Origin of the sequence: Pseudomonas sp. (genome assembly GCF_050739935.1) — a bacterium.
Lineage (GTDB): Bacteria > Pseudomonadota > Gammaproteobacteria > Pseudomonadales > Pseudomonadaceae > Aquipseudomonas.
In genome coordinates, this window is record NZ_JBOICF010000121.1 from 1 (window position 1) to 21,671 (window position 21,671).

A 21,671-nucleotide genomic window follows, 5' to 3' on the forward strand; every position below is an offset into this window, starting at 1 on the left:
GTGGATTCCAACCGTTTTAAGGGTAGAGTTTGGGATACAGGTCACTTCGATAAAAGGGAGTACCCTTATGTCGCGCACCACAGCTCCGCTCTCCGACGCAGCTTGCCGCTTGGCAAAACCTACAGACAGCGCCTACAAGCTTTTCGACGGCGATGGCCTCTACCTCCTAGTCCAGCCCAATGGCCGCAAAGGCTGGCGGCTCCGCTACGTCAAACCTGACGGACGCGAAGGACTGACCTCGTTCGGCAACTACCCCGTCATTGGCCTCGCCGATGCGCGCCGCAAGCACTTGGAGATCAAGCGAATGCTGGCGAATGGCATTGATCCCATAGTGACCAAGCACCAAGCCAAGGCGGAAGCCGTGATCAAAAGGCAGAACCTTTGAAGGCGTTGCGCTGGACTGGCACACGGAAATGTCGGCCAAGTGGGCACCTGGCCATTCCAAGACAGTGATGAGCCGCCTCAAAACCCACGTATTCCCGCTGATTGGCGCACGCGCCATTGTTGATCTCGACACCCATGACCTTATGCAGCCCTTGGAAGCGATCAAGAAGCGCGGAACGATCGACGTTGCTTTAAGGGTACAAAACTACCTGCAGAGCATCATGCGCGAGGCAAAGCGCCTCCGGCTTATCACCATAAACCCTGCTTACGATCTCGAAGGCTCGATCAAAGCCCGCGGGTGGTACATCGCCCCGCTCTACCCTTATCGCGACTGCCGGAACTGCAGGAGCGGATCGACACCTATAAAGGCCGGGCACTTACCCGTCTGACGGTGATGCTGTCGCTGCATGTGTTTGTACGATCCAGCGAGCTGCGTTTCGCACGCTGGAGCGAGTTCGACCTCAAGCGCGGCACCTGGGAGATACCGGACACTCGACCTGCGCTGGAGGGAGTACCTTTTTCCACAAGGGGTACGAAGATGGCCGGGGATATCCATTTAGTACCCTTATCGCCGCAAGCAGTGGCGCTACTCGAAAAAATCCATGCACTCACAGGCAAATTCGCATTGGTCTTCGCAGGTGATGCCAAACCCTGGAAACCCATGTCCGAAAATACCGTGAACAACGCGCTACGGACGATGGGATACGACACCAAAACCGATATCTGCGGGCATGGGTTTCGTTCAATGGCCTGCAGCGCACTGATCGAGTCCGGACTGTGGTCTGAGACCGCCATTGAAAGGCAGATGAGCCACAAGGAACGCAACAACGTCCGCGCCGCTTACATCCACAAGGCAGAATTCATCGAGGAGCGCAGGCTGATCATGAACTGGTGGAGCCGGTATCTGGAGGCCAACCGGCAGGAGCATGTCACTCCACACGAATTTGCGAACCAGACCGGAGCGAACGTCACTCGCCTAAAAGCAAAACGTGGCGCAACCGAGTAAGCGCTCGGTCTTCATATCTCAGCGATCCGCTTGTCCACGCGGGTCCATCCAAACAGGGCTGCAAAGCCGCCCTGTTTGGATGGACCTCACTTAAAAAATCTAAAGCCCACGCAACTATCTGTGGAAAACCACTGATCCGCTTGGCCATTCCCGTGCGCCAACCTGCGCCCGTCTCTTTCTCCCGGAAAGAGACGGGCGCTCCTACAGCTGCTGCAGCCCAACTCGTACAAGGCATTGCGGCATTCCCCCTCGTGACAATCGGCGTGACAAACACCGATGTCACCAGCAACAGCGATGCAGATGATGGTGCCGCAGCCTCAGGAATGGACTGCACCTGACTGACAGTCAGGCACGCCCCGGTCATCGCTTCTCTGCCTTCACCTGACTCAGGATCTCGCGGCAACGGTCTCGTCAGCCAGTGCAGCCTCCACCTGCCCACTTCTGCGGAAGTGCTCAGGAGGCCAGATCATGAGATGCCCAAGCTCCCGGTCGTAAAGAGCCGCCAGTCCCGCGTTAGTGGACAACCCTCACAGGTCGCAGGGGCCTTGATCCCTGATAACACTTAACATTCGTGGCGGGATGACGTGGGGAAAGTTTCAAAGGTTTGGCTTCGAGAGGAGTTTGATCATGGCATTGGTGGGTAGACGGGATGGACGCAATTTTGGCTATGGACGGCAACTGAGTTATGCCGGGCCACAGGCATTGAAAGACCTGTTTGGCGGTGGGCATTACGGCACGGTCAAGGCGCACAGTGATCGCTGGCAGGCGTTTGTACGCTGGTGTCGGTCGGAGGATGGACCGGGGTTTAACGATGTACGGCAAATTGATCGGCAGACCTTGATGGAATACGCCGAATATCTGCGTCAGCAAGTTGAACAAAGCGCTATAGGCATCGCCACCGCGCAAAACCGATTGTCCAGCGTGAACCGGACCATGGCTGCGCTTCGCGGTGATCAGTATGTGAAGGTCGTGAGTCCAAGCAAGGCGTTGGGAATGCGGCGCACCAGTGTTCGTCAATCGGTGCCGCAAGGCAAAGATCACGAACATGTGAAACGGATCGTCGACGTACTCTGCGAACACCAAATGCAACGCGCTGCCGCCATCGTGTACTTGGCGCGAGCCGCCGGAATGCGCTTGCGCGAGGCCATTTTGGCCGACCTTCCTCGACTGCAACGGGAAGCCGAGCAACTCGGGAGGATCAACATCCAAGACGGCACCAAAGGTGGCCGCTCGGGAGCCTCGGCCCCTCGATGGATAACGGTGGATGAGCACATCCACGACGCTCTGGCATTCGCCCTTCAAGTCTCGCCTGATGGTAGCCGCAATCTGCTTGCAGCAAATGAACGCTACGTCGATTTCCAACAGGTAATCGTTCGCCCCGCACGGGAGATTCTCCATACGCACAACTTTAAGGGCTTCCACGGATTGCGGGCGACCTATGCGTGCGAACGCTATGAGCAAATCACCCAGCATCCTGCGCCCATCAACGGTGGCAATTGCTACCAACTTGATCATCACCTCGATCAGGAGGCCCGAGCACAAATCGGCTATGAGCTGGGACACGGTCGTATCGACGTGGCGTCGGCTTACATTGGTGGCCGAGCATGAGTAAGGTATTCGATATGGAGCTGTTTCTGAGCGGTACCCTGAAAGGCGCGCCCGCCTCTCAACGCCGCCACGTCAGGCAAGCGCAAGTAATGCAGATGGCCATCGAGCAGCGCTGGCAACGCAAAACGCCATGGAGCTGGCAAATGAAACACGTCCTTTGGTTTCTAGAGGTATTTCTCCAGGAAAAGTCCGCCTCCACTCAGTACTATTATTCGCTGACGGCTTGCATCATCAGCAGGCGGATTCAGAAATACGAATCATGGAAGCATTTTTTGAGAAAGACCCGAGCTAACCTCATCGGGCAAGACAATACGGCAACGGCGATCACCCACAGACGAGCCCCCGGAAACCTTTGTGTCCTTGAAATCAAACGGATAAGGTGAACTCAAAGGCCACCTTTGGGGCTAGCTCCCAAAACCGACTTAGCAGTGGCAAGGCTCGTCAGCGAATATCAGATAAGGATTGTCATGAGCGAATCAGGAATATCTCAGTTTTATCTCTCTATGCTTACGGATATTCGCAGACGCGACTCTGCAGGCCCTTCTGGTAGAAATCTCGCGATGCAGGCAGCGAGTGACCGGGGGCGAGTATTATTTTCTGCAGCATTTCGCAGGCTTCAATCCAAAACTCAAGCCTTTCCACAAGAGTGGAACGCATCGGTACGAACGAGACTTACACACTCCCTAGAGGTAGCATCAATTGGACGTTACCTAGCGGAAAAGATTTCAGAGCAGCTATTCGAAAAAGGAATGCTCGGAGAACAAAATAGCATAGAGACCCTTTATAGAACCAACGCCTTCATCTCGTTTGTCGAAGTTTCATGCTTGATGCACGACCTGGGAAACCCACCGTTTGGGCACTTCGGAGAGGCGTCAATCCAAGAGTGGTTTGCTGCAAGAATCGAAAAACACAAAGAAAAATTCGCTAAATATTATCATTCTGAATTCACACAACTGTACCAGGACTTTACATATTTTGACGGCAACCCTCAAGGTTTCCGGATGGCAACAAGGTTGCAATGGAACAAAGATGAATTTGGCTACAATCTAACTTACTCACAATTATCTGCAACACTAAAGTACCCATGGACCCCAGAACGTATTGGCGAGGTGCAAAATGGTAAGCCTGTAAAAAAATCAGGAGTATTCCATAGCGAGAAAAAAATACTCTCAGAACTACAAAGTAAATTAAATATGAATACGATGTCCAGGCATCCGTTATCATACATAATGGAAGCTGCGGATGACATATCATATTGCTTAAGCGACATTGAGGATGCATTAGAAAAGAACATTGTCAGATGCTATGATGTTGTATTTGCGTTACGGACCGGCTTAGGAAAGCTCAATAAAAATAGAATTGCATTGGAAATTCTCAACTCATTGCCACTGGAACACTCCGAAGATCCTGCATGGTTTACCTCTTTCCGAACCACTGTGACAAATGTTTTGGTTGACCGTTCATGCCAGCTATATATAAGACATCATGCTAAAATAGAGGCGGGTGAATATTTCTCACTTCTTGATAAATCAAAAGCTGCTAAAGCACTGCTAGATATCATCAGAAAGTTCTCGAAAGAATATCTATATTCCAGTGCCGTCATCAGGGAAAGAGAGCTTGTCGGCTTTCAAGTAATTACCGGCATCCTAGATAGATTTGGCCTTTTACTTGACCTATCTAGCCATGATGCAGAACAGCTTTTAATCAAGAAAGTACAACCCAAGGCTACAGGCTCGGCATTAGCCTCAACGCTACAAAGTTTTCTACCTCGCAAGCACATAAAAGTATACGAGCATACATTGCTTGAAATACGGAAAACTAAAAATTCAAGAAAGCGATTCGAACTACTTGAATGGACAGCAAGAGCGCACTTAATTGTGGATTACTTGTCAGGAATGACGGATGATTTTGCAATAGTAACATATCGGCGCTTATACGGTGGCGGAGCAAACAACATATGAGTCCCATCCTGGAGTCACATCCAATTGAAATGACACCCCTTTGGCTTAATGAACTGAAGGGGGAGTGGACCGCACACGTGTCAATTTATCAGTATTGCCCACAGCAGGTAGACGATGCGCGCATAATAATCCCCATTAGAGCTAAAGAGTTAACAACAGACTGGCTCAATAGACAACTCGAAGCTTTACCTAGCGGCTCCGAGCTAGCATTACATTCCGAACTAATAAGCAAGAACAAAAAACTGCATATACCAATGATCGACTTTTCTCAACCAACCAAACCATCCGAAGAGGACTTGAGTTGGATTGAAAAACACTCAAACCTAAAGTTTAATATTTATGAAAGTGGACGTTCATATCACGGATATGGCGAAAAGTTACTCACCCAGGACGAGTGGATAAAATTTATGGGCTTATTACTCCTTGCCAGTGCTCCAGGGACTATCTCAATAGTAGATACTCGCTGGATAGGGCACCGCCTGATAGCTGGATATGCCGCACTACGCTGGAGTAAAAACACCCATCAATATCTGAAATCGCCAACTCGAATAATATAAATAACACATATCGCTAAGTTAATTAAAATCCATACTAAGGATTGGCTCCTACAGCTACAACACTAGCCATAGAGATAGTCCTTGTATGAGTACAGCTTACGAGCCATCCCGTGATATTCATTTCAGTCTCTAGCTCCGCTAACTGCCTGAAAAGCCTGACGGCGGGAGCGCCGCTGTCGTGATTATAAACTTCCACATCGACGAATGAGATTCCATTACCCCACCCTACTCCCAGAGCTTTTAATACGGATTCCTTTACAGCAAATTTTCCAGCCAATTTCTCTAAACCAGAAGAGCTTCCAATTATCGAATTCAATTCAATACTTGTAAAATATCGATTAAGAAAAGGTTCGAATTCAGCATTTAGCAATACTGAAAAACGATCAATGTCTACTATATCGACACCGTGACCTTTTAGATAACCTGCCGCCATTGGCATCTTCATCGGACACTCCTTTGAATTCGAATTAACAATTAATCACTTATCAGCCTCAACGTAGCTCAACAACTTACTATCTAGATCCACAACAATCAAGCCGCCGGAGTTAGCCAAGACCTTTCTCCAAACATCAAACCCAGTTAAGATGGCTCTCTGCCACTCCCCCATCGTCCGTTGTTTTACTTCCAACAAAGAAGTAATACCTTTAATAGTGCGAAGCAACTTGTAGTCAATATCACCCACACCTTCAAGCCAATTATGTTCCTTAGCATAATCGAAAACCAACGCAGCAACGGCCTCATCAATAACCTGAGCCCGCCCTCCATCTTGCACTTCATCTATCTTTGAAACGCTCTTCCGTTTCCGTCCAAGCAGCTTACGAATCACGGGAGACCATCCAAGAATCGCAACATAACTCAAATGAAAGACATCATGAAATCTGTATCCGTCAGCGTCATCAGCATTATCAGTTAAATCATCGCCGATTTTTACCCCATCAATAAAAGTACGAATCTTAGTGCCACCCTCAGCGGAGACTTCGCGAAGTTCGACTTCAAACTTTCTAGGAAAGCGTTCACCATGTTCATACCCAGAATCAAAATTAGTCAAAAGTGAGCCTGGCGCCCCCCAGCGGCCCAAAGTTTTGTGCAAGTTTTTTTGAGCAATTTCCTCGAGTTTAAGATCAAATTTTTCTGCGACGTTTGCAACATACCAAAGCAAGTCCCCCAGCTCCTCAGCTACCCGATCCTTGAATAGCAGGTGTGCCTTACCATCCCTTAGATGCTTTTTATATTCACTTAATAACTCACCAGTCTCACCAGCAAGACCGAGAAGCGGTACAATAACATTCGAATCAAGTGCACTATTATCTCGCAGAGCTACTTGATCAGTGAATTGCGCTTGTTGCTGATAAGCATTAAGTTCCATAAAACGCTCCTATAGTATCATTTTGGTTTGGCGAAACTCTTCATCTTCAGACAGCTCTTTAATATCGACCCCGTGGCGAGCCACAGCATCTTCAGTAATTTTTTTGTTCAACTTCCATTTTGGAGGATACCAAGGAAACTCTATAGGGCCTGTTGGAGTAAATTTCTGCTTAATTTTAGTTCTCCCCGATATCCCACTGATATCTGGATGAGCAACTCGAGAATACTTATCCACTTCACAAAAAAGGTTCTGGCAATCAATTAACTGCAATCGCCTTCCCCATAAAGAGTTAAATTCTAGACCCAATCTTTCAAACTCAAGCTCTTGATTATCAACCATTAGCCGGATCAACTCAGCCTCATTGAGTCCTGCCGTGTATTCAAAACACTTCCGTAATCCGTCTCGGGCGCCGGGTCCAGGTATAACAAAATCCATCTCTGTAAAATCAGTTATTTCGCTGTAGTTGACATCCGTAACAAACTGATAGGCAAGAAAATCCCCAATCGTAGGGTAGCCTTTAAAAAGTTCGAAGGCTGGCTGCATTTTGTTTAAGCTCGCAAGCTTACTTGCCAACTCATCGGACATCATCATTTCTAATAACTTCAGGTGATTTTGATGTTTCGCCGAATGCCCAAAAGCCGAACTTCCCGGAGGCATAATATATGCGGCCGAGTATATACGCCTCCCGGAAGCCATTGCCTGACTCAAAATACGGTCGTAAGAATTAAAACTGTAATCCTCATACGTTATCAAACCAAAGGCATTTTCTAAAAGCTGCCAGGTTTCAATTTTGTTGAAAATCTTAAAAAGCATCACCCTGAAAAAAACTTCATTTACAGAATTCGGAAGATCCTTTCTGTAGATAACACTTCTTATTAAGTATTGACTTACTCTATCGGATGCACGATACGCATTGGTAAATTTATGAACAGATAAAATAGGGTCTTCTGTCCAAGGTTTGGGACTACCTTCTAAACGTCGAAAGAAAATATTCTGTCTTTCAACTGCAAATTTCCAATATGTATCATATGCCTCTGTTATTTTTATTGGTAGCAGATGAGAAATCACTTTTTTCGACGGTACAGAAATACTAGCTTCTTTTTCCGGACCGAAGTCCAACCGGACGTTTTCCCCCTTCTTCACGCCATAGCTCCGACTTCAGAAGCTCTCACATCAGATTCTAATAGTTCGCCCTCAATACATTTCTCACATTCCGCTATTAACGGATCTAACGCTTCATTGGTCTTTGTTATTCTCTCGAGCTTAGCCACACCGACAATGACATTTACTCGACTTAACTTCATATTCATTTCATTAGCCATAAACGCACCTAGCTGAGCAATACCCAAATAGTTGCCATACGCCTTGACAAATAACTGCTGCGTTGCATAGAAAGCATTTACAACCAATCCATCTTTAGTAGGCTCAAAGCTGATTTGTTGCATGCATGGAAACTGAAGCTGTGCATCCGCTATATGGTCTCTCTCAGGATCGAATATGCTGGCTTGAAACATCGACCTCCTCACTCCAGCTCTGCCATTATACTGAGAGAGTATCCATTCCAACTGATTGCCGTCATTTGGACCGCGCTTGTAGTCTATAAGTCGTTCAAAATACAGACCGCGTCGATTCCCCTTTGCATTCATCGCTCGATACCTGGGGAACACATCTTTATACAACGAGTAAAAATAGGATCGATTACCCTGCGCGATTTGCCAAATACGCTGTGGAAAAATAGTATGAGCTACATCAGACACAGATCTGTGTTCATTCGCCCTCAACAACTGATCTAGGGCAGCTCTTACGCCAGCATGCTCGTTCGCTTTACCCGTCTCATCGAAACCAGTGAAGCTTAGTACTAAAGGTGCGATCTCATGACCGGTATGCCCAATTACATGCAGGATGGCTTTGGCCCAAGCTTTTGAAATGCTATCCTCATTTATCAGTAATGGTCCGTCCACAACAGCAATTCGTTTAGTCATCAGATGTATCCTCCAAATGGCGAAACCGAGCTAAGCCAACATATCTTTTGCGAGACACCCTTACATAAAGCGCCCAAGATGTACCCGGAAGTACTACTCTCGTGATACCAGTTTTCGTTGCTCTGAATAGCCTACCACTCGCAAGCTCCTTCTCTGGCATCAACACGGTGATATCTAATGCTACGCCGGCCGGTAACAAAACGAGTGCACCCTCTTCCATGTCGAGCGTCGGGGAAAGCCAATGGTGATCCACGATTGTAAGAGGCTCAGATACTACTTCGCCCAATATTTCTGATCTGATTGCTTTAGGAGTAACTTTTCCCAATTGATCTCGTCGAACCGGGTTTATCAGTTTCAGCGCATAAGCTAAGTGATTGACAAGCGTTGCTTGTCCCACCCCAAAACTACATGCGATGGCAAAAAGCTCCAAAGGACTAGCTTTATTAGGATCCAAGTTTCTTAAATGAAATGCTTCTTTTACCCCCAGTGTCGGCATCAGAACAAATGCTCCGAAGGCATCTGCAAGCACTTCTTCTGGTGGACGGCTTGCACTACTCAACTGGCTATCATTAAGCTCGTCTATCGTTGAACCGTGCCCAAAGATATGGTGCCCAAGCTCATGCGCACATGTAAAAGCTCTGCGAGCTAGAGGCCTCAAGGATGAGAGGTGAATTCTCGGTTTTGGCTCTCGGTCGTACATGCCTTCCATGTTTATGTCATTGAAGCGCACTATTACTTTTAATTTTTCACAAAGGTCATATATGCATATAGGACTTTTTAGGTCGATTCCTGCTTTAGTTCTCGCAGCAATAGATGCCTGCATACCTTTCATTGCCAATGCCTGGACGGTAGACGATTTTTGCCCTGTCTCTGCACTCATCCGGCGTCTCCCGCTTTATCATCTGAATCCCTCATCGAAGCTAAAAGCCTAAGCAATTTATCTAAATCCTCAGATTTAAGTTTGCTCAGTTCTCTTGCCGCGAGCTGCAGGCGAGGATCATCAATGTCTAACTGCTCAGGTGTCTCCCCCATCAGCCACGGAACAGTTACATCATAGGTTTCGGCGAACGCTCCTAACTCTTCTGCAGACACCTTACGATTACCTGCTTCAATCTCAGATACAGTTGGCCTGTGCATATTAAGCAATTTGGCGACTTGCCCTTGCGACAAGCCCGCCATTTTTCTGGCCTCCCGCAATCGATCTGCGATTAGAGCGCGCTTTGACTGCTGCGTATCCATCATTTCAATTTAACCTGCTTAACAATCTCTCCAGACTGCTCCTCAGCAAGCTTCATCACTACTGCCACAGTTTCATCTATAGTCAGAGCGATACAACTTTTCTCCTGGGCGAAAATATTCACGTCATCGGCAATCGAGATATCAAGCTTCGATGCAAGTATGCCGATAGCGACCGGCCAAATTTTACTGTCAAACTCAGCTAGTGCTTCCGTTGGCTTCGTCGTACCTTCCAGCTTTGGACAATCAAGCCCGCTTGTGGCTTGGATGAGCTGAAGAACCTCTACGAGCTTTTCCCGCACAAAGTCAGCATTCATATAGCCCCCCATAAAATTCTTACCGCTAGTAAGAAAATCTTACCACCATTTTGAGAATTCACAAGATCCTTCTCTCGTACTTTTTTTGCTAGATGAAATAGGGTCAGTGACAGGACGCAAAGAAACGTCGCAGAAATTCACCCACCCGTGGTAACAGCAATGTTTTTTTGCTCCCTATCAGGGGTAGTAATAGGGGTAGAGGATGTGATGGAAAAATTAAAAATTGCCATTTATCAAAAAGTTATGTGTTTAATTCGACTCCTGGTGCCGCACCACGATTCAACGAAGGCTCACCGAACGGTGGTCCTTTTTTGTTTCGGCCGTCTCGTTTTGAATGAGGTTTGCACCTTTTGACCAGTTCTCAGCAGCAGGTAATGGGCACCGGAAAATGGGGCGAGCAGCGTGACTACCTGCTGACCTTCAGCCTGTCCGTCGTCGATCAGGTTGAAAGGGTTAGTTAAGGTCCAAGAACGCTATGGCATTCGGGGCAGGAGGTCTCGTTTCGTGGATCAGCCCGACAGGCCGCTAACGCCCGAGGAGCGAATCGTAGAAGTCAAAGAATTCGCGAAGGCAGATCAGAAACTCAGTTTTTGAGGCCGTCGTCGATGTGTTAAAGAGCATCGACCGAAAAGAAAGCGGGTTAGAAGATAAAATCTACATAAAATTGGTAATGAAGCAGAGATGATTTGCGACTCGCAGCCTAATGGCGCTTGGCTATGGAGGGTACGTCAATGAAGTCTGACGTAAGGGGTGTCACCCGGACTCACATCAATCTCGAACCAACCATTTGGGGAGACTGGTCCTGACCTTTGATAGCTTCGCCGACATGAGCGCCTGTTCGTTTCTAAACCTCAACGTCCGCATCCAACAACGCCGTACCATACGAGTTATCCACCACGCATAACCACTTCTCCGCGACCTGTCGGAAGACATAAGTCGCCCGGCGCGTGATTTCCAATTCTGCGCCAGTGTTGTCGGTGGCGTGTAGCAACGTCTCCATGACCACGAGCGCGATGTCACCGCCCGGTATGACCTGCATTTTTCCCTGGGTGACGACGATGCTGTGGTTGAAGTGCTCGGCGATGGCTATGAATGCTCGGCGAATGCTGGCTTTGCCCGTAACGATCAACCCTGGCTTGACCACCAGACTTGCATCTTCTGCATAGAATTCCATGAGTGCGTCGTAGTTCTGCGCGGTGATAGCCCGGTCTGCAGATTCGATTATTTGTCTGAGTGTTTGGGTGAGTGCGTCCATAGCTGTTCTCCTGATTGAGCCTTGGAACCAGGGCGCAAGCCCCTTTTATTCGAGCGCGGCCAATCTGCGAATCCACTCCCGACTCACCTCATAGTCGTTAGCGGGGATATCCATATCAACTGATCTTCTCGGAGTAATCTTTACGGATAATCCGGTTTATGTGGCTGTTCAATCCCCTTCCTGCGCGAGCTAGTTTCTGCAGTTCGGCAACCGCTGCGGCCCCGGGCTTGATTGTGTTGTAGAGATATCGAGATCGGTCACTGAATTCCACGAGGATTGATCCTTCGCCTATTTTGAAAGCGATGACTCCTGAATCGCCGCTTAGGTTTGCGTACCGTTCCATATCGGTTCTCTTAGCCTGAGTGTCGGCAAACTCTAATTCGTAAACGCTTGGTTGTGAACCGATCGAAATGTTGAAAGCGGTATGTTTAAAGACATATTCCCGAACAAAAACAATTCAGAGTTGTAGGACGCTTCTGAAATTTGTAGCTATCCTCCTCGGCGCGTTGCGACTTTGTGGATCACGGCATACCCTCCTCCGCGTCGCTGGATTCAGCGACCGGTTTTGACAGGCCGGACCAATCTACGTAACGCGCTCCAGACCGGGCAGATAGCATCTGCAGGTTATTCAATGGCGGCCGTACGTGGGGCACACTTGTGTGCGCCAGGTTTGGATTGGTTACTGGTCTGTCAACCCGCGTACAGCTGCCACCCATCCTGTTTGACAGCAGACGGTGCAGGCTCAACCAATCAAAGGAATGTCTCGATGATCCGTTCCACCCCTCATCCCCCCGAAATCCCTGTCACTCAATCCACCCCCTTCGGTGTCGACTTTGGCCACCAGAGCCTGTTCAGCGTCCAATCGGGCATCAGAGTCGATGACGCGCTCACGCTCGTCTCCGAATACCTGAACTGCGCCGCTGCCACGGCTTATGAAGCAGCCGATAACACCTCGGCAGAATTTCGCCCCCTGGCCAGATCGGTCGTGCATCAGATCGAACTAGCGAAAGCGTTGGTGGAAGCGTCTATAGCAGGTCTGGCCGGTCGCGCTGGGGTTGCGCCCTAAACAAACGCTGGGCCGCCTCTATCGCGGCGGCCCTGACGAATCTTCATCCCTCCCACTCGACTCACACTTGCGCGCCCGAGCCAAGACAATGCTCCTGCATTCGCCAAAGGCCGGGCGACCGCAATGACGTAAAACCTCTGCCCTGTGCTGTCACGGATGTATCCGCTTTCGCGATATTTCTCACTCGCGGATAAACGCTCGTTTCCCACTCGCACCATCCAGATGGCGGGCATGCAGATGGCAAGCATGCGATGGCTCGGCTATACCTTGTAAGAGCGAACTTAGATAGGTCGCTAACCAACTCCCGCTAACTCATACCATTCGTCCGATAAACTTCGGGACCCGTCATTAGTTGGAACCGATATGCAAGCAGGAAACTCCAGTTAATAGCGGCAAGCATCGAGGTATGGTCACTACAGTTGGCGCTTAGAAGAAGTTGCTTGAATGAACCGCCTTCTAATCGCGAGAAAACTGCATTGACTGATATTTGTCGCATTGATGTAGCTGTTTGACATCACGCATCTCGGTGAGAAGTTCAAGGTGGGTATATCAGCCGACCAGCACCGGATAGATTGACTACTTTTAAAAGGGAATAACCATGAGCTTTTTCAATAAAATCCTGTCTGCACTGGGTATCGGCCATGCTGATGCGAGCACTCAAGCTGCTTCCGATCCAGCTGTCGTTCAGCCCCAAGGGAACATTCCTCCTGTCGGGGGCGCTCCGACGACTGCGACAACGACCGCTGCGCCGGTGGATGTCAGCGCCAAGCTTGAAGCGCTGTCCGCTCAACACCCGGGCCTGAACTGGAGGACGTCCATCGTCGATTTATTGAAGGTCCTGGGCCTCGACAGCAGCCTGGAAAACCGTAAGCAATTGGCTGCAGACGTCGGGCTCGGCGCCTACGAGGGCACCGCCGAGCAAAACCAGGCGCTGCACAAGGCTGTCTTGAAGAAGCTGGCTGAGAATGGCGGGAATGTCCCGACGGATCTGCACTAACTAAGCCTGTCTGACGCCAAGGAGCTGCGCCTGACCTCAGGCGCGGCAAGTAAAACCAGGGAGCATTACCAAAGGAGCATCATCCATGATCACTGACGACCGCACTAACCCAGTGGTGTATCCCGAGACACACCTGACCTCGGCCCCGCTACTCAAGCGCATTTCCTGGAGCGCTATCTTCGCGGGCGTTGCGCTTGCGATGGTGGTCTCTCTCATTCTGAACCTGCTGGGCACCGCGATTGGTACTGCCAGCATTGACCCGCTGCAGGAAGGCAACCCGCTCGACGGTTTAGGCAAAGGTACGGCCATTTGGGTTGTCGCCAGCGGGATCATCTCGCTGTTCGTCGGAGGCTGGGTCGCAGGGCGTCTGGCCCAGCGTGAAGGCGCAATGCATGGCCTGCTGGTGTGGGCGACCACCTCGCTGGTGACCTTGTATCTGGTGTCCAGCGCCGTGACGGGCATCGTGAGCAGTAGTCTCAACCTGGCGGGTAGTGGGCTGTCGGCTGTGGGCACTGGCATCTCGCAAGTTGCGCCGCGCCTGGGGAATACGGTTCAGGACCAACTGCGCAAACAGGGCATCGATTTCAATCTGGACGACATTCAGGGCGAACTCGAAACCGCGATGCGCCAGACGGGTAAACCTGAGCTGAACCCCGACACTGTAAAGCAGGAAGCCAACGCGACAGGCCAGGATGCGAGGAACACGGCACAGCGCAGTGCGCAGAATCCTCAGTCGACGGATACGCAACTCAGCGGTCTGCTGGATCGTATCAAGGCTAAAGGCGACCAGGCCTGGGATGCCGCTGATCGTGAGGCGTTCGTTAATCTGATCAAGGCACGCACCGGCAAAACCGATGAAGAAGCCAATCAGATGGTCGATCAGGCTCAGCAGGCGTATCACCAGGCTTACGCCAAGTATCAGGAGCTGAAAGCCGATGCAGAGCGCAAGGCCCGAGAAGCGGCTGATGTCGCTGCCAAACGTGTCTCGCAGGCAAGCTGGCTGTTGCTGATCACGCTGATCATCTCCGGTCTAGTGGCTGCGGGTGCGGGCGTGCTGGGTCGCCGTACTCAACCGGCTGCGAAGGTCGTCGCGACAGTGTGAGTGAACGATGTAGTCAAACGCCCCGGAATTCCGGGGCGTTTTTGTTGGAGCGGGCTTAATCGTGGCTTTTGTCCAAGGTGCGCAATTTATGCGGCAGCGCCCAGAGCAACAACCCCGCGGCAATCACACTCGTGGCGCCGATGACATACAGCGCGGGCGTCGTGCTGCCAGTCAGGTCCTTGATGCGGCCCACCATGATCGGGCTAACGATGCCGCCGAACTGGCCAAGGGTGTTAATCAGGGCGATGCCACCTGCTGCCCCGGCGCCAGCACCGGCCAGCAGTTTTGGTGGCAGGGTCCAGAAGGCGGGGATGGAAGCGACGATACCGCCGCCGAGCATGGCTAATGAAACGATGAGCATGCTGGTGTGTTGGGCGAAGATGCCGGCACTGAAGAAACCAATGGCGCCGAGCACAACCAGGCCGCAGACGAATTTGCGACGCTCGCCGCTGGCATCGGACAGCCGCCCGACAACGACCATGGCGATTGCGCCGCAGATGTACGGAATCGCTGTGAGCAAGCCGATAACGACAGGGCTTTCAACGCCTGCGCTGCGGATCAGTTGGGGCGCCCAGAAATTCAGGCCGTAGGACGCCACCTGGATCAGGAAGTAGATCAGGCCAAGCATGAGAAAGCCGGGCATTTTCAGCGCCGTCAGCAGCGAGCCATGTTTGTTCGGTTCATGCTGAGCGATGCGGCTGGAGAGGTAGGTCTTCTCGGCATCGGTCAGCCAGTGTGCGTCGGCAACGCGGTCCTTGAGAATCTTCAGCACAGCGATGCCTAGCGCGACGCAAGGCAGACCGCCTAAAAGGAACAGCCAGTGCCAGCCACGCATTTGCATCACGCCGTCCATGTGGCCGAGCACCAGACCGGATATCGGCGCGCCGAGCAGACCAGCGAACGCAGAGGCAAGGAACAGGATCGAGGTGATGCGGCCACGATAGGTTTGTGGAAACCACAGGGTCAGATAAAACAGCACACCCGGTGCGAAACCGGCCTCCATCGCGCCGATGATGAAACGCAACACGTAGAACTGCCATTCAGCGTTGACGAACACCATCAGCGCCGTCGCAATGCCCCAGGAAATCATGATGCGGGCGATCCAGCGACGTGCGCCGACCTTGTAAAGCATGATGTTGCTCGGCACTTCGAACAGCACGTAGCCGATCACGAACAGGCTCGCGCCCAGGCCATATGCGGTGTCGCTAAGGCTCAAGTCGGTTTGCAGCTGGAACTTGGCGAAGCTGATATTGATGCGGTCGAAGAACGCGAACAGGTAGCAGATCATGATGAGCGGCATCAGGCGCCAAGCGACTTTGCGGATCAACGCTTTTTCGGCGCTCACAACCTCGGCGAGGCTGCTGTTCGGGTTCAGAACAGAAATAGTCATTGCGGTAACTCCAGTAGGACTTCCCAAAGGGAGCCCTTTTGTTTTTGTTGTCTGGACGAACACGCGGCAGGGCGTGCTCGTTCGTTTTCAACGCTCATCGATGTCACGCACATTCGGTGCTGCCACAGATTTTCTGCGTGACGAATTACACGATTCGCTGGCTCAGCCGGGCAAATTCTCGGGCGCAGGGTGCAGGTCACAGTTGCGTCCAGCCTTGGCGACCTGCCCCGGCATTTCATGACCGAGCAGCGCAGGCAGACGGCGTGACAGTTTCAGCAGGTGCGGCAGGTCGATGCCGGTCTCGATGCCTATCTCGTCGCACAGGTTCACCAGGTCTTCAGTGCAGATATTTCCAGAAGCGCCAGGAGCGAACGGGCAGCCACCAAGCCCGCCGAGCGAGGCATCGAAACGACGTGCACCGGCTTCATAGGCCGCCAGCACGTTGCTCAAACCCAAGCCCCGCGTGTTGTGGAAATGCAGAGTCAGCGCCGACGCTGGAATGCGCGTCAGAACGCGCTGCACCAGGCCATGCACCTGGCGCGGATTGGCCATCCCGGTTGTGTCGGCCAAGGTAATGCCTTGCATGCCCAGCTCAAGATAGGCATCGACAATCTGCAGCACACGGTCTTCATCGATCTTGCCTTCGAACGGGCAGCCGAAGGTGGTGGCGATCGAGCCGTTGAGGCTGAAAGAGCTTCCTGCAACCTGCGAAACGATGTCGCCAAAGGCGCTGAGCGATTGCTCACAACGCATGCGCATGTTCGCCAGATTGTGGGTCTGGCTGGCGGACATGACCAGATTCAGCTCGTCGGCACCGGCGTCCATTGCGCGCAGCGCGCCTTTGAGATTCGGAATCAGAGCCACATAGATCACGCCCGGATGGCGCTCGATGCCACGAAACACTTCGTCGCCATCGCGCAGCGCCGGAATGGCCTTGGGCGAAACAAAAGAGCCGGCCTCGATGCGGCTGAAACCGGCCAGAGAAAGCTGGTTGATCAGGTCGATCTTGTCTGTGGTTTCGACCCAGGTAGGTTCGATCTGCAGGCCATCGCGTGGAGAGACTTCCTGAACGATCAGGCGCTCGGAAAAATCGGTAATCATTGCACCACCCCATTTGTCTTGAGTTGCGCGATATCGGCAGCGGTCAGGCCCAGATTGCCGAGTACGCTATCGGTGTGCTGTCCCAGCGCAGGCCCTTGCCAATTCACCGAGCCCGGCGTTTCAGAAAGCTTGGGCACGATGCCGGGCATTTTCACCTGGGCGCCGCCGGGCAGTTGTGCGTCGAGAATCATCTCCCGCGCCTGATAATGCGGATCGGCCACGATGTCGGCGACGTTGTAGATGCGGCCCGCCGGTACTTCGGCCTGTTCCAGCGACTGCAAGACCTCGTCGATCGGCAGGCTGGACGACCACGCACTGATCGCGCCATCGAGCATTTCGCTCTGCGCGGCGCGACCGTCGTTGTGCGCGAACTCATGGGCTTCGCCTAGATCCGCACGGCCGATAGTCGTCATCAAACGCTTGAAGATCGGATCGCTGTTGCCGGCGATCACCACGTAGGCGCCATCGGCGGTCGGGTAGGTATTGGAGGGCGCGATGCCAGGCAGGGCGCCGCCGCTGCGTTCGCGAACGTGGCCGAGCATGTCGTATTCAGGCACAAGGCTTTCCATCAGGTTGAACACACTTTCAACCAGCGACACGTCAACGATCTGGCCATCGCCCTGCCCGGTTTTCACCCGCAGCAACGACATCAACGCCCCCATCACGGCATGCATTGAAGCCAGCGAGTCACCGAGGCTGACACCCACCCGGGCAGGCGGCGAGCCGGGCGTGCCGGTGGTATAGCGAATGCCGCCCATGGCCTCGCCGATGGCGCCAAAGCCGGGACGATCGCGATAAGGGCCGGACTGGCCGTAGCCGGAAATGCGCACCAGGGTCAGCTTGGGATTCAGGGCATGCAAGACATCCCAGCCAAGGCCGAGCTTTTCCAGCGCACCAGGGCGCAGGTTTTCGATCAACACGTCGGCGCTTTCGGCCAGACGCTTGATGATCTCGATGCCTTCGGGGGATTTGAGGTTCAGCGAAAGGGATTTCTTGTTGCGCGATTGCAGGTACCACCACAGCGAAGTGCCTTCGTGCAGCTTTCGCCATTTACGAAGTGGGTCGCCCTGCCCCATTGATTCGATCTTGATCACCTCGGCGCCGAATTCGCCCATCAGGCGTGCGGCGAAAGGCGCTGCGATCAGTGTGCCGATTTCAATCACGCGCACACCGTTCAGGGGGCCTGTCATAGCGGATACCTCTAGTGTTTCTTGGAATTTGCGGCCAAGACTAGAGGACAGGGGTTTGGCAAATCCAACCGTATGTTGGCAAGGGTCGTTCGCGAAGCGCGAACGCTAGCGAGAAGCCTGCTGCAAGTGTTCGAACAACAGCACACTGACCGGCGATAACGCAGCTTGGTCGCGCACCACCAGAATCAGCGTGCGTTGCGCCCACGAATCGCTCAGGGAGACGGCGGTCAATCCCAAGGGCGTGCCGAGCAACTCGAACGCCTTGCGCGGCAACACACCGATGCCCATGTTGGCTTGAACCATCCGGCACATGGCGTCGAAACCTGGTACATGAATCCGCACGCGTAGTGGTTTGCCGTGGGACCGGGCGGCGGTATGCGTACGCATGTTGATGGAGCTGGCAGCGTGCAGACCGATGTGATCGCTGCCCAAGGTGTCCTCGAACGCGACCTCGCTCAACTTGGCCAAGGGATGGTCCGGGCGCATGACCACGACCAGTTCATCTTGCCGGTAAGGGACGCTGTACAGGCCTTCTACGTCGGTGTCTTCAGAGCAGATTCCGATATCGGCGACGCCATCGATCAGCCCTTGCACGACACCATTGCTGGGCCGCTCTTCCAGATCGACCTTGACCCGCGCATGGCTGCTGGTGAAGTCGTGCAGGTCTTCCGGAAGAAACTGAATGATCGCCGAGAGGTTCGCCAGCATGCGCACATAACCGCGCATGCCTTGCAGATGCTCGTCGAGTTCAAGCCCCATTTTCTCCAGATCGAACAGCATGCGCCGAGCGTGATGCAGCAGCGTTTCGCCTGCCGCCGTGAGCACCATGCCTTTGGCGTTGCGCACGAACAGGCCGATGCCCAGCACTTCTTCAAGCTCCATCAGGCGCTTGCTCGCCGCTGACACGGCAATGGCCTCACGCGCCGCCGCGCGCGTCAGCGTGCCTTCTTCGTACACCGCGACGAAAAGCTTCAGGGTGATCAGATCAAGGCGACGGATGAGGTTCTTGTGCAGCATGGAAAAGCTCCCGACCACTGGACGAGGAAGAATACACGCAAAACAACGATGGATATCGGCAGGTAAAATCTGCTATCCGGCCGTAAACCAAACTGCTGTGTGGATAACTATCTTCAATAAAAACGCAAAGAGATTTAATGGCTTACGCCGGCAGCCCGCCGCCTATCGGTCGCTATCAGCTTGGTGGTACGTAGGTTCAGTAACAGCATCGGCACGCCGATCTTGCTAGCCCCCTCCCCGATAACGCGCCCATCTAGTAACGTATAGGCATTCCCGACGGGCCGCCGCCCTTGCACCCGGCGAGCGCGACCCGCCTCCCGAAACACGATAGAAGGCCCAACCGTGCACAAAGTCCGCTTGATCAAATACGTCTGGACTCATCAGACCCCCGAGATTTCCTCTGAATGGTCGAAGCTTCTGTATGAGGTCGAGTTGCCGTTCGTGCCATATCACGGCCTGAATATCCAGTTGCCCATGCAGCGCGCCTGGAAGATCAGGGAAGTCGAGTGGAACGTCGAGGAACAGACGTTTCGCTGCCACATCGAAGATCAGTTCATGAATCTGCTCGATGTCGATGACTCGTACGAAGACTGGCTCGATACGCTGATGGAGTGTGGCTGGGTGCTGAGCGGCCGTTATACCAATGAGCACAACAAGACCTGATTCAACACTTTTTGTGATCGATGAGAGCGCTGCCAAGATCATCGAGTTGGGGTGTCTAAAGGCATTGCCGGCTTGGTGATACCGGGCACAAACCAGCGCCTGTGCCCGGTTGATCGCGAATCAAGGCAGCAGAATAATCTTGTCCGCACCCCCCTGATCCACTTGTGCGTAACGCGCCGGCCCGTCTTCCAGTGGTGATTCCAGCAACCCCGTCGGTAATGGCAACGTTCCTTCATCGAACAGCTTGCCGAACTGCTCCAGCATACGCGCACAGGCTTCGACGCCGTACAGCAGCGAGTTGATGCCAACCACCGAACCGCCTTTGCGATACAGCGCCAGCGCCGGCAATTGCACGTGACCGTCCACCGGCGCAGCGATGATGGCGATGCGCCCGAAAGTTGCCAGTGCCTGAACCGAAGCAGGGAGCCAGAAGCCGGTGGTGTCGAAAATCACGTCCGCGCCGCCTGGGAATACCGCGCTCACTTGAGCCGAAAGCTCTTCGGGCTTGCCCAACAAGATAGCGTTGTAGCCTTGATCCTGAAGCGCCTGCACCTGTTCCGGGCGACGCGCCGCCGCCAGCACCTGCGCACCGCGGACCTTTGCCAGGGCGATGGCAGCACTACCCACCGCGCCATTGGCGCCGATGACCAGCAGCCGGGTATTGGCGTCGACCAGACTGCGCTCCAACGCATCCCACGCCGTGGTATAGGGCACGCCCAGGCTCGCGGCTTGGATGAAGCTCAGCGATTTTGGCTTGAGCGCCACGCCTTTGGCCGACAGGGTGATGTAACCGGCGTGGGAGCCGTTGCGCGAGAACCCGATCTGGTTGCCCGTGCCCCAGACCTCCTGACCAATCAGTTCTAGCGGGCCTTCGACCACGACTCCGGCGAAATCGCGTCCTGGCACCCGTGGCAAGGTGGTGTAGGGGAAGCGCCCAAGGACGTTCTTGACATCACTCGGGTTCAGGCCCGCAGCCTTGATCTGTACCAATACCTCACCTGGCAGAGGGGTTGGCATGGGCAGGTCGACGACTTCCAGAGCAGCCAGGTCGCCGGTTCGAGAAAATTGCAGTGCTTTCATGGGGTTCACATCCAGAGGTGAGAGGCGGAAATCGTTGGATTCAGGAAATCAGATTGGCGAACAGCTGACGGGCCATGGGCCAGAGCTTTTCCCCCGCCTGCATACCAAGCAGGCCAACCAACGCCACCAGTGGTGGGGCTGGCGAACGAAAGTCGAGAGCGCCGTACAGCAGGCCGACGGCGATGCCGATGGCGAGTGAAATGATGTAGCTCATCACGACCTCCTGGGGCCGGGCGTCGTGCGGGCTGATTGCGTCACGACGGCGATTGGCGATGATCAGAGTCTAAGGAATGGCCGAAAAGTGTACCGGCCAAGTACTTCTGGATTTCGGACAGACCGGCGAACCGGTGTAGGAACCCGCTTGCTGGCGAAAGCGGTGCGTCAGTCGATATC

Annotated in this window: 22 protein-coding genes and 1 pseudogene; 9 read left to right on the plus strand and 14 right to left on the minus strand. The window is 52.9% G+C overall.

What is annotated here, in order from left to right; all coding sequences use genetic code 11:
• Positions 1–67 precede the first annotated feature (67 nt).
• The 5 genes and pseudogenes from ACRER8_RS24075 (at position 68) to ACRER8_RS24095 (ending at position 5,516) form a co-directional block, all read left to right on the plus strand.
• Positions 68–1,390: pseudogene (locus ACRER8_RS24075) on the plus strand (tyrosine-type recombinase/integrase).
• Between the two features lie 627 nt (positions 1,391–2,017).
• Complete coding sequence (locus tag ACRER8_RS24080) at positions 2,018–2,998, plus strand: integrase domain-containing protein (RefSeq protein ID WP_431748682.1); 981 nt, start codon at positions 2,018–2,020, stop codon at positions 2,996–2,998.
• A complete protein-coding gene (locus ACRER8_RS24085) occupies positions 2,995–3,381 on the plus strand; it encodes a hypothetical protein (RefSeq protein ID WP_431748683.1) in 387 nt (128 codons plus the stop codon). Before ACRER8_RS24080 ends, ACRER8_RS24085 begins: the two co-directional genes overlap by 4 nt.
• Positions 3,382–3,465: 84 nt before the next feature.
• Complete coding sequence (gene dgt / locus ACRER8_RS24090; RefSeq protein ID WP_124373606.1) at positions 3,466–4,959, plus strand: dGTPase; 1,494 nt, start codon at positions 3,466–3,468, stop codon at positions 4,957–4,959.
• Positions 4,956–5,516 carry a hypothetical protein gene (locus ACRER8_RS24095; protein ID WP_431748684.1) on the plus strand — a complete coding sequence of 187 codons (561 nt, stop codon included), beginning with the start codon at positions 4,956–4,958 and terminating at the stop codon, positions 5,514–5,516. Before dgt ends, ACRER8_RS24095 begins: the two co-directional genes overlap by 4 nt.
• 34 nt (positions 5,517–5,550) lie before the next feature.
• Here ACRER8_RS24095 and acpS read toward each other — a convergent pair whose 3' ends face one another.
• From acpS to ACRER8_RS24135, 8 genes are all read right to left on the minus strand, one after another.
• The gene (acpS, locus tag ACRER8_RS24100; RefSeq protein ID WP_124373604.1) at positions 5,551–5,961 is read right to left on the minus strand and encodes a holo-ACP synthase; all 411 of its coding nucleotides are present in this window, start codon (positions 5,959–5,961) and stop codon (positions 5,551–5,553) included.
• Between the two features lie 33 nt (positions 5,962–5,994).
• Complete coding sequence (locus ACRER8_RS24105) at positions 5,995–6,882, minus strand: nucleoside triphosphate pyrophosphohydrolase family protein (RefSeq protein ID WP_431748685.1); 888 nt, start codon at positions 6,880–6,882, stop codon at positions 5,995–5,997.
• A 9-nt stretch (positions 6,883–6,891) separates the two neighbouring features.
• Positions 6,892–8,025 carry a nucleotide kinase domain-containing protein gene (locus ACRER8_RS24110; RefSeq protein ID WP_431748686.1) on the minus strand — a complete coding sequence of 378 codons (1,134 nt, stop codon included), beginning with the start codon at positions 8,023–8,025 and terminating at the stop codon, positions 6,892–6,894.
• Complete coding sequence (locus ACRER8_RS24115; RefSeq protein ID WP_431748687.1) at positions 8,022–8,864, minus strand: hypothetical protein; 843 nt, start codon at positions 8,862–8,864, stop codon at positions 8,022–8,024. The genes ACRER8_RS24110 and ACRER8_RS24115 overlap by 4 nt, the downstream gene beginning before the upstream one ends.
• Complete coding sequence (locus ACRER8_RS24120; protein ID WP_431748688.1) at positions 8,857–9,744, minus strand: ImmA/IrrE family metallo-endopeptidase; 888 nt, start codon at positions 9,742–9,744, stop codon at positions 8,857–8,859. The genes ACRER8_RS24115 and ACRER8_RS24120 overlap by 8 nt, the downstream gene beginning before the upstream one ends.
• Positions 9,741–10,106: a helix-turn-helix domain-containing protein gene (locus tag ACRER8_RS24125; protein WP_124373601.1), complete on the minus strand. Its 366-nt coding sequence runs from the start codon at positions 10,104–10,106 to the stop codon at positions 9,741–9,743. Before ACRER8_RS24125 ends, ACRER8_RS24120 begins: the two co-directional genes overlap by 4 nt.
• The gene (locus ACRER8_RS24130) at positions 10,103–10,417 is read right to left on the minus strand and encodes a hypothetical protein (protein WP_124373600.1); all 315 of its coding nucleotides are present in this window, start codon (positions 10,415–10,417) and stop codon (positions 10,103–10,105) included. The genes ACRER8_RS24125 and ACRER8_RS24130 overlap by 4 nt, the downstream gene beginning before the upstream one ends.
• A gap of 844 nt (positions 10,418–11,261) precedes the next feature.
• A complete protein-coding gene (locus ACRER8_RS24135; protein ID WP_431748689.1) occupies positions 11,262–11,672 on the minus strand; it encodes a YybH family protein in 411 nt (136 codons plus the stop codon).
• 766 nt (positions 11,673–12,438) lie between these two features.
• Between ACRER8_RS24135 and ACRER8_RS24140 the strand changes: the two genes are divergently transcribed.
• From ACRER8_RS24140 to ACRER8_RS24150, 3 genes are all read left to right on the plus strand, one after another.
• Positions 12,439–12,738 carry a DUF6124 family protein gene (locus tag ACRER8_RS24140; RefSeq protein ID WP_431748690.1) on the plus strand — a complete coding sequence of 100 codons (300 nt, stop codon included), beginning with the start codon at positions 12,439–12,441 and terminating at the stop codon, positions 12,736–12,738.
• Positions 12,739–13,336: 598 nt separating this feature from the next.
• Positions 13,337–13,735 (plus strand): DUF3597 domain-containing protein, encoded by a 399-nt coding sequence (locus tag ACRER8_RS24145; protein ID WP_431748691.1) that lies wholly within the window; start codon positions 13,337–13,339, stop codon positions 13,733–13,735.
• Positions 13,736–13,820: 85 nt separating this feature from the next.
• The gene (locus ACRER8_RS24150; protein WP_431748692.1) at positions 13,821–14,837 is read left to right on the plus strand and encodes a hypothetical protein; all 1,017 of its coding nucleotides are present in this window, start codon (positions 13,821–13,823) and stop codon (positions 14,835–14,837) included.
• Between the two features lie 55 nt (positions 14,838–14,892).
• Here ACRER8_RS24150 and ACRER8_RS24155 read toward each other — a convergent pair whose 3' ends face one another.
• The 4 genes from ACRER8_RS24155 to ACRER8_RS24170 form a co-directional block, all read right to left on the minus strand.
• Complete coding sequence (locus ACRER8_RS24155; protein WP_431748693.1) at positions 14,893–16,227, minus strand: MFS transporter; 1,335 nt, start codon at positions 16,225–16,227, stop codon at positions 14,893–14,895.
• A gap of 162 nt (positions 16,228–16,389) precedes the next feature.
• Positions 16,390–17,328: a hydroxymethylglutaryl-CoA lyase gene (locus ACRER8_RS24160; RefSeq protein ID WP_431748694.1), complete on the minus strand. Its 939-nt coding sequence runs from the start codon at positions 17,326–17,328 to the stop codon at positions 16,390–16,392.
• Positions 17,325–18,518, minus strand: a complete 1,194-nt coding sequence (locus ACRER8_RS24165) for a CaiB/BaiF CoA transferase family protein (RefSeq protein WP_431748695.1) — start codon at positions 18,516–18,518, stop codon at positions 17,325–17,327. Before ACRER8_RS24165 ends, ACRER8_RS24160 begins: the two co-directional genes overlap by 4 nt.
• A gap of 105 nt (positions 18,519–18,623) precedes the next feature.
• Complete coding sequence (locus ACRER8_RS24170) at positions 18,624–19,535, minus strand: LysR family transcriptional regulator (RefSeq protein WP_431748696.1); 912 nt, start codon at positions 19,533–19,535, stop codon at positions 18,624–18,626.
• A 342-nt stretch (positions 19,536–19,877) separates the two neighbouring features.
• Here ACRER8_RS24170 and ACRER8_RS24175 point away from each other — a divergent pair, with 342 nt between their 5' ends.
• A complete protein-coding gene (locus tag ACRER8_RS24175; protein WP_431748697.1) occupies positions 19,878–20,198 on the plus strand; it encodes a hypothetical protein in 321 nt (106 codons plus the stop codon).
• Positions 20,199–20,318: 120 nt separating this feature from the next.
• Here the strand turns inward: ACRER8_RS24175 and ACRER8_RS24180 are convergent, their stop codons facing one another.
• Positions 20,319–21,278: a quinone oxidoreductase family protein gene (locus tag ACRER8_RS24180; protein WP_431748698.1), complete on the minus strand. Its 960-nt coding sequence runs from the start codon at positions 21,276–21,278 to the stop codon at positions 20,319–20,321.
• A 40-nt stretch (positions 21,279–21,318) separates the two neighbouring features.
• Complete coding sequence (locus tag ACRER8_RS24185) at positions 21,319–21,492, minus strand: DUF1427 family protein (RefSeq protein WP_431748699.1); 174 nt, start codon at positions 21,490–21,492, stop codon at positions 21,319–21,321.
• Positions 21,493–21,671: the final 179 nt, after the last annotated feature.